Source organism: Devosia sp. (assembly GCF_017307495.1).
Classification (GTDB): Bacteria; Pseudomonadota; Alphaproteobacteria; order Rhizobiales; family Devosiaceae; genus Devosia_A.
The window spans coordinates 70060-82045 of sequence record NZ_JAFKHE010000017.1 but is presented as its reverse complement, the minus strand read 5'-3'; the positions used below and the strand labels follow the sequence as shown (position 1 = coordinate 82045).

General features: G+C 66.2%; 11 protein-coding genes. 7 read left to right on the top strand and 4 right to left on the bottom strand.

Features of this window, described 5'->3' with window-relative positions:
* Positions 1–84 precede the first annotated feature (84 nt).
* The 4 genes from flgF to flgH are packed head-to-tail and all read left to right on the top strand — an operon-like array spanning position 85 to position 3339.
* The gene (gene flgF / locus J0I99_RS09970) at positions 85–822 is read left to right on the top strand and encodes a flagellar basal-body rod protein FlgF (RefSeq protein WP_291397313.1); all 738 of its coding nucleotides are present in this window, start codon (positions 85–87) and stop codon (positions 820–822) included.
* An 11-nt stretch (positions 823–833) separates the two neighbouring features.
* On the top strand, positions 834–1619 hold the full coding sequence (gene flgG / locus J0I99_RS09965; protein WP_291391773.1) for a flagellar basal-body rod protein FlgG: 786 nt from the start codon (positions 834–836) through the stop codon (positions 1617–1619).
* A gap of 14 nt (positions 1620–1633) precedes the next feature.
* Positions 1634–2578, top strand: a complete 945-nt coding sequence (gene flgA / locus J0I99_RS09960) for a flagellar basal body P-ring formation chaperone FlgA (protein WP_291397311.1) — start codon at positions 1634–1636, stop codon at positions 2576–2578.
* A gap of 20 nt (positions 2579–2598) precedes the next feature.
* Positions 2599–3339 carry a flagellar basal body L-ring protein FlgH gene (flgH, locus tag J0I99_RS09955; protein WP_291391775.1) on the top strand — a complete coding sequence of 247 codons (741 nt, stop codon included), beginning with the start codon at positions 2599–2601 and terminating at the stop codon, positions 3337–3339.
* A 233-nt stretch (positions 3340–3572) separates the two neighbouring features.
* Here the strand turns inward: flgH and J0I99_RS09950 are convergent, their stop codons facing one another.
* Positions 3573–4262 carry a hypothetical protein gene (locus tag J0I99_RS09950; RefSeq protein ID WP_291397309.1) on the bottom strand — a complete coding sequence of 230 codons (690 nt, stop codon included), beginning with the start codon at positions 4260–4262 and terminating at the stop codon, positions 3573–3575.
* Between the two features lie 476 nt (positions 4263–4738).
* Between J0I99_RS09950 and J0I99_RS09945 the strand changes: the two genes are divergently transcribed.
* Entirely contained in the window at positions 4739–5845 is a 1107-nt protein-coding gene (locus J0I99_RS09945; RefSeq protein ID WP_291397307.1) for an aminotransferase class V-fold PLP-dependent enzyme, read from the top strand.
* Positions 5846–5860: 15 nt separating this feature from the next.
* Positions 5861–6385, top strand: coding sequence for a hypothetical protein (locus J0I99_RS09940; RefSeq protein WP_291397305.1), 525 nt, complete (start codon positions 5861–5863; stop codon positions 6383–6385).
* Between the two features lie 71 nt (positions 6386–6456).
* On the opposite strand, the gene J0I99_RS09935 is transcribed toward J0I99_RS09940, so the two are convergent.
* Positions 6457–6759, bottom strand: coding sequence for an alkylphosphonate utilization protein (locus tag J0I99_RS09935; RefSeq protein WP_291397303.1), 303 nt, complete (start codon positions 6757–6759; stop codon positions 6457–6459).
* A 136-nt stretch (positions 6760–6895) separates the two neighbouring features.
* On the opposite strand from J0I99_RS09935, the gene J0I99_RS09930 reads away from it, so the two are divergent.
* Positions 6896–8518, top strand: a complete 1623-nt coding sequence (locus J0I99_RS09930; protein WP_291397301.1) for an ABC-F family ATP-binding cassette domain-containing protein — start codon at positions 6896–6898, stop codon at positions 8516–8518.
* Positions 8519–8525: 7 nt separating this feature from the next.
* Here J0I99_RS09930 and J0I99_RS09925 read toward each other — a convergent pair whose 3' ends face one another.
* Together J0I99_RS09925 and gyrA are read right to left on the bottom strand one after the other, a co-directional pair.
* Entirely contained in the window at positions 8526–8897 is a 372-nt protein-coding gene (locus J0I99_RS09925) for a hypothetical protein (RefSeq protein WP_291391781.1), read from the bottom strand.
* 204 nt (positions 8898–9101) lie between these two features.
* Complete coding sequence (gene gyrA / locus J0I99_RS09920) at positions 9102–11861, bottom strand: DNA gyrase subunit A (protein ID WP_291397299.1); 2760 nt, start codon at positions 11859–11861, stop codon at positions 9102–9104.
* Between the last annotated feature and the right edge of the window lie 125 nt (positions 11862–11986).

Genomic DNA, 11986 nt, shown 5'->3' with positions numbered 1-11986 from the left:
CTGGCATGGTTGCTGCAGTGTTAACGACGAGCCCGACGGCCTGGGGAGGTCGGACGGCTCGGGGACTAACGGGGACCGTGCGCCATGGAAAATGCGCAGCTCATTGGCCTGTCGCGGCAGATTGCGCTTCAGCGACAGATGGACGTGGTGGCCAACAACATGGCCAACCTGAACACGACCGGCTTCAAGGCCGAGCGCCTGCTGTTCGAGGAATACCAGATGCCGGTCGCCCGCGACCGCGACTTCTCGTTCGCCGACCAGCCGCTGAGCTACACCAACGACTGGACCACGGTTCACGACCTGTCGAGCGGCCCGCTGCTCGACACCGGCAACCCGCTCGATGTCGCGCTGCAGGGCGAGGGCTTCCTCGTCGTCCAGACGCCGCAGGGCGAGCGCTACACCAAGGCCGGCAGCCTCGGCATCAGCCCGGACGGGGTCCTGGTGGATCCCAGCGGCTACCCGATCCTGGGCAACGCCGGCCCCATCGACTTCGACGCCACCGAGACCGACATCTCGGTCAGCTCCGACGGCACGATCTCGTCGTCCGCCGGCGTCAAGGGCACCCTGCGCCTCGTCGAGTTCGCCGATCCGCAGACGGTGGAGCGCTTCGGCAACAACCTGTGGACCGGCGGCACCCCCGTCCCCGCCACCGCGACCACCGTCGTCCAGGGCTCGATCGAGAAGTCCAACGTCTCGGGCATCCTCGAGATGAGCGACATGATCCGCGTGCAGCGCGCCTACGAGAGCGTCGCCTCGCTGATGCAGAAGCAGGACGACCAGCGCCGCACCGCCATCCAGAAACTCGGCAGCCTCAACGCCTGATCGGAGACACCATGAAAGCCCTCTACATCGCTTCATCGGGAATGGCCGCGCAGGAGCGCAACGTCGAAGTCATTTCCAACAACATCGCCAACATGCGCACCACCGGCTACAAGAAGGCGCGCGCCGAGTTCCAGGACCTGCTCTACCAGGCCTATCGGCAGGCCGGCTCCACCACCTCCGAGAGCGGCACCATGGCGCCGGTCGCCATCGAGATCGGCTCGGGTGTCCGCACCGCCGCGACCCCGCGCATCATGAGCCAGGGCACGCCCGAACTCACCGAGAAGGAACTCGACCTCGCGGTGCGCGGCGAAGGCTTCTTCGTCGTCCAGATGCCCGACGGTCGCACCGGCTACACCCGCGACGGCTCGTTCGAGCGCGGCCCGGATGGCCAGCTGGTGACGGTCGACGGCTATGCCGTGCAACCCGGCATCACCATCCCCGGCAACGCCAACCAGGTCCAGGTCAGCGCCGATGGCGTGGTCGAGGTCTATCTCGACAACGCCACCACGCCGACCCAGGTCGGCCAGCTCCAGCTCGCCCGCTTCGTCAACAAGGCCGGCCTCGCCTCGGCCGGCAACAACCTGTTCGTCGAGACCGCCTCGAGCGGCCCCGCCCAGGTCGGCGCGCCGACCACTGACGGCATCGGCGACCTGCTGCAGGGCTACCTCGAAGCCTCCAACGTCAACTCGGTCACCGAGATTGCCGACCTCATCGCCGCCCAGCGCGCCTACGAGATGAACGCCCGCGTCATCTCCGGCGCCGACGAGATGATGCAGTCGACGACGCAGCTGCGCTGACCGGGAGACCATAGATGCACAAGATCCTGCTCCCCGCCCTGCTCTCGCTCCTCGCTTCGACCGCGCTCGCCGCGCCGGCGCTCAAGCCCGAGGTCTCGGTCAACCATCCGGTCGTCACCGTAGGCGACATGTTCGACGACGCCGGCCTGCTGGCCGAGCGCGCCCTGTTCCGCGCCCCGGCGCCCGGCACCACCGGCATCGTCAGCCTCGAGGCGATCCGCGCCGCCGCGGCCCGCGCCGGCCTCGTCGACTACGCGCAGGACGGCGTGCTCAGCGTACGCGTCGAACGCCAGGCGACGATCGTCGACGCGGCCCTGCTCGGCGACCTCATCCGCGCCGACCTGGAGGCCCGCGGCCTCGTCGCCCCCGGCGTCGAGGTGAGTGCCCGCTTCGCCACCGGCGACCTCGCCTTCAAGGCCGAGAACGTGCCGGTCCCGGCCACCCTCGCCAGCCTGCAGTACCAGCCCGGCGCCAGTGCCTTCTCGGCCCGCTTCCAGATCGCCGGCATCGAGTTGCCCGTCGATGTGAGCGGCCGCATCGACTTGATGGTCGAGGTTCCGCACCTCGCCGCCTCGCTCAAGGCCGGCGACATCATCAGCGCCACCGACCTCGAGATGAAGCGCGTGCCCCTCGATTATGCCGACACCACGGGGATCGAGAACTTCGATCAGCTCGTCGGCAAGCAGCTCCGCCGTGCCGCGCGCGCCGGCGTCATGCTCAAGGCCGCCGACGTCACCGAACCGCTCGCCGTGCGCCGCAACACCCAGGTCACCGTTCTGCTCCGCAACGGTCCGCTGACCCTCACCGTGCTCGGCCAGTCGCTCGGCGATGCCGTCCCCGGCCAGGCGGTCCAGGTGATGAACACCGTCTCGCGCAAGATCCTCAACGGCGTCGCCAGCGCCAACGGCTCGGTGGAGATCACCACCGCCGCCGCCCAGCTCAAGGTCGCCGGCCTGTAAGGGCGAAAAGGACAACTCCCATGAACATGCTCAAGCTCGCCGCCGCCCTCGCCCTGACCGCCCTGCTCGCCGGTTGCGCCACCATGGACAACCTCGCCTCGGTCGGCGAGGCGCCCAGGCTCACCGCCATCGCCGATCCCACCGCCCAGGCCGGCTATCGCCCTGTGCAGATGCCGATGCCCGAGCCGGTCGTCGCCTCCTACCAGCCCAACTCGCTGTTCTCGACCCAGGCCAAGGGCTTCTTCAAGGACCAGCGCGCCCACAAGGTCGGCGACATCCTCACCGTCCTGGTGACCATCGACGACAGCGCCAAGATGAGCAATTCCACCGACCGCTCGCGCACCTCGGAATCCGAGGGCAGCATCGGCGGCGTGCTCGGCTCGATCTTCGGCGGCAAGGTCCCGCTCGCCGATGTCGAGGCCAGCGGCAAGCTGTCGACCAGCGGCAGCCTCGCCGACGGCGGCTCGGGCTCGGTGAACCGCAAGGAAAGCCTCGAGACCCAGGTCGCGGCGGTGGTCGTGCAGGTCCTGCCCAACGGCAACCTCGTCATCGAGGGCCGTTCGGAAGTGCGCGTCAACTTCGAGGTCCGCGAGCTGATCGTCGCCGGCATCGTCCGCCCCGAGGACATCGGCGCCGAGAACACCATCGCCTCCACCAAGATCGCCGAAGCCCGCATCTCCTACGGCGGCCGCGGCCAGATCACCCAGATGCAGCAGCCGCGCTACGGCCAGCAGATCGCCGACGCCATCCTGCCCTTCTGATCCGGACCAACGAAACAACAGGAGCGGCTCCCCGCCGCTCCGACCTTCCCCAGCCGCCGGCACATTCCCCCAATCGGTGCCGTCGGCTCCCCGGCCGGTTCCAGAACAGAACCCGCCCAAGGGCGCAGTCTCCCCGGCTGCGCCCTTTCCCCTTTTGGGGCCTATCATTCGGCAGGAGGACGAGACCACCCGCACGACCGCTTCTGGCACGAAGCGGCCGCCAGTCTTGCGGGTTACTCGGTGAACTTCTCGGGGAAGGCGGCGATCAGGCCATTGGTCAGCGCATCGGCCAGCATCATCATATGTGCTTCAGCCTTGCCGTATTCGGCGATGCCGTCGGCATACTGGCCCTGCAGCAGCGCGGTCGCATAGACCAGCGTCGTATCGATGTGCCCCTTGAGCATGTCGCGGACGGTCGCCTGCGGCCAGTTGTCGTTTGCCTTGGCGAGGAAATCGGCGATCTCCTGGGCGTTGGCGTAGGCCGCGCTGACCGCCTTGTCGGTGGCAGGTTTGTCGCCCGCCTTGGCGGCCTTCACCACCTCGACGGCGTCGGTGATATGCTGCTCGAGCAGCTTGGTCAGTGCATCGCCGGCAGCATCACCATAGAAAGGCTTGATGGCGTTGCCGATATCAGCCTGGTTCTGCATCAGGCGGGCGGCGGTGGCCTCGAAGGCGGGGGAATTGGTCGCGTAGGCCGTTACCGCTGCATAGGTCCATTCCATATGCTGGGCCCAGAGTTCGCGCATCGCGTTGTTGAGTGCGAGTCCCTGCGGGCCGCAGACGGTCTGGGCAACGTCGTGCGAGCCGGAATGGGCAAAGGTCGCCGTCGCGGTGAGCATGGGGGTAGCCACCAGGGCGGCAGCGACACCCGCAAGGGCGAGACGGCGGGTCAGGGCCAGACGGAATATCTGCGAGTGCGACATGATATTCTCCGTGGTCGGATCGGGTTGAGGAACCGGATGCTGCGGCCGCTGGATCGGCCTCATCATTTCCGTCCTGGCTATTGGATGCGACTGCGGCTCGCCGCGTTCCCGCGAGAGGGACAAAATCGGCGGGGTGCGGACCTTGGTCTGTGACCCCGTGGCCTCTCAGTCGTAAAGCAGAAGACTCCGTCAGCCGAAGGTTGGTGTCCACTTCTGGCCCGAAGCGGCCGGAACGCTGAGCTTTCCGCTGGACAATTGAGCATGTCGTCGAGGGGATGCTGCCTACGGGCATGATGCCCGTGCCGTGATCGCTCCAAGGCTTCATGAGACGCCCCCGCGCGCAGCCAGATCAACTGGTTACAATCGCCTTTGTGTTCAAGCACATGACCAGAATCCGTGAATGCAGCAGCCGTCCGGAATGGGTAGGCTGACGCCCAACGAATGGATTCGCCAGTTTCGCGAGGGGGGTTCTGCGGGTGGGCATCTACGAAGACCTCGGCATCAAGCCGATCATCAACGCGTCAGCAACACTCACCAAACTTGGTGGGTCGCGCATGCCCGGGGAAGTCCTCGAGGCGATGAATGCGGCGGCTGGCTCGTTTATCGATCTGCCACTCTTTCAAACGCGGGTCGGCGACCGAATTGCCGAACTCACCCGGAATGAGGCGGCATTCGTTTCCTCGGGTGCAGCAGGTGGGATCGTGCTCGCGGTCGCAACTCTCATGGCAGCGCCGAACGAACCTGATCCGATGGCGTATCCAATGCTCAAGGGCATCACCAGGAACGAAGCCATCGTCTTCGCTTCGCAGCGTAACGGCTACGACTTCGCGATTCTCCAGACCGGCGCCTCAATCGTCGAGTGCGACGACACCCTCAAATCGTTCGAGGCGGCCATAACCGGGCATACCGCATGCCTGGTCTGGTTTGCTGGTGCGCTGGCAGTGAAATCTCCGCCGATCGAGGATGTCATCGCGATCGCCAAGAGGCACAACGTCCCGGTTCTGGTTGATGCCGCTGCCCAGATTCCGCCGGTTTCGAACCTGTGGCACTACACAAAGGTCCTCGGTTGCGAGGGTGTCCTCTTCAGCGGCGGCAAAGGTATCCGCGGGCCGCAATCTGCCGGTCTGGTCCTTGGGGCCAGGGAACTGATCGCAGGTTGCCGCCGACTTTCACCGCCAACGCAGGGCATCGGTCGACCGTTGAAAGTCGGAAAGGAAGAACTCGCCGGGATGCTCGCCGCCGTGCAGTACACACTGGATCAGGACGAAGCCGCGATCCTCGAAGGTTACGAAACGATCGTCCAGAGCTGGATCGAAGGCCTCGGCAACATAGCTGGAGTGACACCGGAACGCGGCTTCCCAAGTGAAGCTGGCCAACCGCACGCCCGCGCAATCGTCCGTCTCAATGCCGGATTCAGGAAGACGCGCGACCAGGTCGTTGACGCGCTCAAGAACGGCGATGTGTGGATTGAGGTTGGTGCAATGGCCGATGACCCCAACGCCATCGCATTGAATCCGCAGACGCTGACGCGCGACGAGGCCGATGTCGTTGCCGCCCGGCTGCGACAGGTTCTGACAAGCTAATCCAGGAAATTATCGATGGCATTCAATGTCAGGAAGCGCGGCAAACTCACCTATTACTACGAAGGCGATCGACCTGTTCTCTCGGCGCTGGTCACCGAGGAACAGGCGGATGGCGACCTCAAGATTCATTTCGCTGGCCTGACGGGTGGCTACTCGGCAAAGGGCGTCCTGGGACTCGACAAACTCGTGTCGATGGATCCGCATCAGGAAGTCGCTCTGGTCTTCAGGTGCTGGGAGAAGTGGCTGGTCGAGGCGGGAATCTGCTCGTCCTTGCGGGAAATCGACTTCATCGAGATGCACGCGTTCGGTGCCCAACCGAAGACCCCGAACATCCTCGCCGACCCCGCCGGATATGCCGCTGAGCAGGATCGCCTTCGGCAAGCCTATGCCGAGGCATACTCATCCTTCTTTGCCGATAACCTTCCCGAAAATGGAGTTCCCTGCCGCTTCACAGTCCATCTGATCGATTTCCCGGATAAGGCGGCCTCGTACGAGTTCTATTCAACCGCGCTCCTCCAACGCGCATTGCAGAAAGGTTAGTCATGCTCGCGCAGCAGTCCGTGCCACGGGCAACCAGCCCAAGTAGGTCCCCCGCCAGCCCGCCCCCTCGCCTAGCGCCTTCGCACGAACTCGGTGCGCAGGACGAGGCCCTTGATCGCGTCGTGCCGGCAATCGATCTCGTCGGGGTTGTCTGTCAGCCGGATCGACTTGATGACCGTGCCCTGCTTCAGGGTCTGGCCGGCCCCCTTGACCTTCAGGTCCTTGATAAGCACCACGGAGTCGCCATCGGCCAGGAGGGTCCCGGAGGCGTCGCGCACCTCGATCGCCTGGGTCGGCGCGCCTGCAACCTCTGAAGCCGGGCGCCATTCGCCGGTCGCTTCGTCGTACACGTAGTCGTCATCGGAGTTCGTCATGGCGTCCCTATTGCAGGGAACGGGCGGCTTGCCAATCCCGTGAGCGGGGCTGGATTGCATCGATCGCGATGGCTTCCGCTGCGCGCCGATCTTCTGTAGGTGTCCCGCTCCACTGTCTCCGGGACCCCGACCGCCCATGATCCGCCTCGAAAATATCTCCAAGCAGAACGGCAGGCAGATCGTCTTCATCGAGGCGTCCGCTTCGCTGCTCCGCGGCGAGAAGGCCGGGCTGGTCGGGCCCAACGGCGCCGGCAAGACCACGCTGTTCCGCATGATCATCGGCGACGAGCAGCCCGACGAGGGCCAGGTCTCCGTCGATCGCGGCGTGTCCATCGGCTATTTCAGCCAGGATGTCGGCGAGATGAGCGGTCGCTCGGTGGTTGCCGAGGTGATGGACGGCGCCGGCCCGGTCAGCGAGCTGATGGCCGAGATGGCCGGGCTCGAGGCGGCTATGGCCGACCCCGGCGAGGCCGACCGCATGGACGAGATCATCGCCCGCTACGGCGAGGTGCAGGGGCGCTTCCAGGAGCTCGACGGCTATTCCCTCGATGGCCGCGCCCGCGAGGTGCTCGACGGCCTCGGCTTTTCCCAGGAGATGATGGACGGCGACGTCGGCGCCCTCTCGGGTGGCTGGAAGATGCGCGTCGCCCTCGCCCGCATCCTGCTGATGGCGCCCGACGTGCTGCTGCTCGACGAGCCCTCCAACCATCTCGACCTCGAAAGCCTGATCTGGCTCGAGAGCTTCCTCAAGGGCTACCAGGGCGCCATCCTGATGACCTCGCACGACCGCGAGTTCATGAACCGCATCGTCAACAAGATCGTCGAGATCGACGGCGGCTCCCTGACCACCTACACCGGCGACTACGATTTCTACACCCAGCAGCGCGCCCTGTCGGACAAGCAGCAGCAGGCCCAGTTCGAGCGCCAGCAGGCCATGCTGGCCAAGGAAATCGCCTTCATCGAGCGTTTCAAGGCGCGCGCCAGCCATGCCGCCCAGGTGCAGAGCAGGGTCAAGAAGCTCGACAAGATCGACCGCGTCGAGCCGCCCCGGCGCCAGCAGACCATCGCCTTCGAATTCCGCCCGGCGCCACGCTCGGGCGAGGACGTGGTGATGCTCAAGAGCGTCGCCAAGCGCTATGGCAGCCGGACCATCTACGACGGCTTCGACTTCCACATCCGCCGCCAGGAGCGCTGGTGCATCATGGGCATCAACGGCGCCGGCAAGTCGACGCTGCTGAAGCTCGTCGCCGGCGCCGCCGAGCCCGACGCCGGCACCGTCGCGCGCGGCCCGAGCGTCAAGCTGGGCTATTTCGCCCAGCACGCCATGGACGTGCTCGATGGCGACCGCACCGTGTTCGAAACCCTGCAGGACGCCTTCCCCCAGGCCGGCCAGGCCCCGCTCCGCGCCCTCGCCGGCTGCTTCGGCTTCCCCGGCGACGACATCGACAAGAAGTGCCGCGTCCTCTCCGGCGGCGAGAAGGCGCGCCTCGTCATGGCCCTGCTGCTGTTCGATCCGCCGAACCTGCTGGTCCTCGACGAGCCGACCAACCACCTCGACATCGCCACCAAGCAGATGCTCATCGCGGCGCTGGCCGCCTACGAAGGCACCATGCTGTTCGTCTCGCACGACCGCCACTTCCTCGCCGCGCTGAGCAACCGCGTGCTGGAACTGACGCCCGAGGGCATCCACAAGTATGGCGGCGGCTACACCGAATACGTGCAGAGCACCGGCCAGGAAGCACCCGGGCTCAGGAGCTAGGGCAGCCCTATTCCGGCCGGATCGCGATGATCTGGAACGTATGCAGCCTGCCGTCGTCCTCGCGGATCGACAGGTACTCGCCGGGCAGGAACGTCTCCTCGCGCAGCCGGAAGCCGTGCTCGTCATCGGCATCGGTCCGCTCGTCGTAGTCGAAGCGCCACTGCCCGCCCGGCCCGCGCAGGATGCGGCCATGCTTCTCCTCTTCGCCGGGCCGGAAGCGGCGCACGCGGCAGGCATGCTGGAAGCGATGCCAGGCGTCGCCATCGACGCGGCCGTCGGCGGTCAGCGGCAGGTACAGGTGATAGCCATGGCCGCGGTCGCCATGCGGATGCCCCGGCTCACGCGCCAGTTCCAGGGTGATGTGTGACATGGCGGCCATCGCCTCGACTCCTTCGGTGGTTCGAGGCGGAACGAACCGCATCCGCGCCGGCACGTCCTTGACCCAGATCAAGCCCCTGGCGGCGCCCCGCAATGCCGGCCATGGGCGCAGCCGATCACCCGCTCCCGTTACGCCGGCACAAAGCAAAACGAGGCACCGTGGAGGTCACGGCGCCTCGTCGAAATCGGCCACAAACGACGACGATCACGCCTCCGGCGTCACCTCGGGCTCGTCCGCGCCGTCTTCGTCCTCGCCTTCCGGCTCGGAGATCCGTTCCACCGACACCACCTTCTCGTCCTCGGCGGTGTTGAACACCGTGACGCCCTGCGACGAGCGGCCGACGATGCGGATGCGGTTGTCGGAGCCGGCATCGACCGGCACGCGGATCACCTGGCCGCCATTGGTCACCAGCATGATCTGGTCGCCGTCCTCCACCGGGAAGGAGCCGACCAGCGGGCCGTTGCGCTTGTTCACCGCCATGGCGACGATGCCTTTGCCGCCGCGCCCGGTAATCCGGTACTCGTGGCTGGACGTGCGCTTGCCGTAGCCGTTTTCCGAGATCGTCAGGATGAACTGCTCGGCCGCCGACATCGCGGCATAGCGCTCCTGGCTGAGCTCGCCGGCCGGCACCGCATCCTCGGCGTCCTCGGACACGTCCTCGGCTTCACCTTCGCCGCGCACCGCCCGGCTCATCTTGAGGTAGGCCGCACGTTCCGCCGAGTCCGCGTCGAAGTGGTGGATGATCGCCATCGAGATGACGCGGTCGCCCTCGGCGAGGCTGATGCCGCGCACGCCGGTCGAGTCGCGGCCCTTGAACACGCGCACCTCGTCGACCTGGAAGCGGATCGCCTGCCCCAGCGCCGTGGTCAGCAGCACGTCGTCATTGGCCGTGCAGGTGGCGACATCGACGATGCCGTCCCCCTCGTCCAGCTTCATGGCGATCTTGCCGTTCTTGTTGATCTCGACGAAATCGGCCAGCGAGTTGCGCCGCACCGTGCCGCGGATGGTCGAGAACATCACGTCGAGCTGCTGCCAGCTGCCCTCGTCCTCGGGCAGCGGCATGATCGAGGTGATGCGCTCGTCGGCCTCGAGCGGCAGCATGTTGATCAACGCCCGGCCGCGCGCCTGCGGCTCGCCGATCGGCAGGCGCCAGACCTTCATCTTGTAGACCTGCCCGGCCGACGAGAAGAACAGCACCGGCGTGTGCGTATTGGCCACGAACAGCCGCGAGACGAAATCCTCGTCGCGCGTCGCCATGCCCGAGCGGCCCTTGCCGCCGCGCCGCTGCGCCCGGTAGGCCGAGAGCGGCACGCGCTTGATGTAGCCGCCATGCGTGACGGTCACCACCATGTCTTCGCGCGCGATCAGGTCCTCGTCCTCGAAGTCGCCCGCCGCCTCGTCGATGGTGGTCAGGCGCGGCGTGTTGAACTGGTCCTTGATCGCAGTCAGTTCGTCGCGGACGATCTGCATCACCCGCTCCCGCGAGCGCAGGATGTCGAGATATTCGGAGATGTCGGCGCCCAGCCCGTTGAGCTCCTCGCCGATCTCGGTGACGCCCAGTGCGGTGAGCCGGCTCAACGTCAGCGCCAGGATGGCGCGCGCCTGCTCGTCGCTCAGCTTGAACGTGCCGTCCTCGTTCATCCGGTGGCGCGGGTCGTCGATCAGCGCGATCAGCGGCGCCACGTCGCGCGCCGGCCAGTCCCGTTCCATCAGCCGTTCGCGCGCCGTGGTCGGATCGGGCGAGGTGCGGATCAGGCGGATCACTTCGTCGACGTTGGCCACCGCCACCGCGAGGCCGACGAGGATATGGGCGCGGTCGCGCGCCTTGTTGAGCAGGAAGCGGGTCCGGCGCGTCACCACGACTTCGCGGAAGTCGATGAACGCGGTGAGCATCGTCTTGAGGCTCATCAGCTCCGGCTTGCCGCCGTTGAGCGCCACGAAGTTGCAGCCGAACGAGCTCTGCAGCGGCGTGAAGCGGTAGAGCTGGTTCAGCACCACCTCCGGCACGGCGTCGCGCCTGAGTTCGATCACCACGCGCATGCCATGGCGGTCGGATTCGTCGCGAACGTCGGAAATGCCCTCGATCCGCTTGTCGCGCACCAGCTCGGCGATCTTCTCGATCATCACCGCCTTGTTCACCTGGTACGGGATCTCGGTGATGATGATGGCCTCGCGGCTGCCGCGCATCTCCTCGGTGTGCGAGCGCCCGCGGATCAGGATGCTGCCGCGACCGGTCTCGTAGGCCTGGCGGATGCCCGAGCGGCCGAGAATGATGGCGGCGGTCGGGAAATCCGGCCCGGGCAGCACGGTCATCAGGTCTTCGGTAATCGCGCCGGGGTTGTCCATCAGCATCAGCAGCGCGTCGATCACCTCGCCCAGGTTGTGGGTCGGGATATTGGTCGCCATGCCCACGGCGATGCCCTGCCCGCCGTTGACCAGCAGGTTCGGGAAGCGAGCCGGCAACACTGTCGGCTCCCTCTCGGAAGCGTCGTAGTTGTCCTTGAAGTCGACCGTGTCCTTGTCGATGTCCTCGAGCAGGCTCTCGGTCACCTTCTCCATGCGCACTTCGGTGTAGCGCATGGCCGCCGGCATATCGCCATCGACCGAGCCGAAATTGCCCTGGCCGTCGATCAGCGTGACGCGCAGCGAGAATTCCTGCGCCATGCGGACCAGCGAGAAGTACACCGCGTCGTTGGAGTGCGGGTGGTATTTACCGATCACGTCGCCGACCACGCGGGCCGACTTGCGATACGGGCGGTTCCACGAATAACCCTGCTCGTTCATCGAATGCAGGATGCGCCGGTGCACCGGTTTCAGCCCGTCGCGCACGTCCGGCAGGGCCCGGCTCACGATCACGCTCATAGCGTAATCGAGATAGGACTTGCGCATCTCGTCGGTCAGCGAAATCGGGGCGATGTCGGACGGCGCGGGAGCGCCGGTCTCGTCTTGGTTATTGTCTGCCACGGAGCCGTTTTCGAACTAGGGAAACCAAAGCGAAGCTTTAGGCGATTCCCGCGGCGGAAACCAACGGACACTGGCGTATCCGGGCCGGATGTCCACCGCCATCGGGGCGCTGCACGTCGCCTCAT

Coding starts and splice junctions, on each gene's coding strand:
- flgG (WP_291391773.1), top strand. CDS start 834: ATGAAAGCCCTCTACATCGCTTCATCGGGAATGGCCGCGCAGGAGCGC.
- J0I99_RS09950 (WP_291397309.1), bottom strand. CDS start 4,262: ATGTCGCACTCGCAGATATTCCGTCTGGCCCTGACCCGCCGTCTCGCC.
- flgA (WP_291397311.1), top strand. CDS start 1,634: ATGCACAAGATCCTGCTCCCCGCCCTGCTCTCGCTCCTCGCTTCGACC.
- flgF (WP_291397313.1), top strand. CDS start 85: ATGGAAAATGCGCAGCTCATTGGCCTGTCGCGGCAGATTGCGCTTCAG.
- J0I99_RS09940 (WP_291397305.1), top strand. CDS start 5,861: ATGGCATTCAATGTCAGGAAGCGCGGCAAACTCACCTATTACTACGAA.
- J0I99_RS09935 (WP_291397303.1), bottom strand. CDS start 6,759: ATGACGAACTCCGATGACGACTACGTGTACGACGAAGCGACCGGCGAA.
- J0I99_RS09930 (WP_291397301.1), top strand. CDS start 6,896: ATGATCCGCCTCGAAAATATCTCCAAGCAGAACGGCAGGCAGATCGTC.
- flgH (WP_291391775.1), top strand. CDS start 2,599: ATGAACATGCTCAAGCTCGCCGCCGCCCTCGCCCTGACCGCCCTGCTC.
- J0I99_RS09925 (WP_291391781.1), bottom strand. CDS start 8,897: ATGGCCGCCATGTCACACATCACCCTGGAACTGGCGCGTGAGCCGGGG.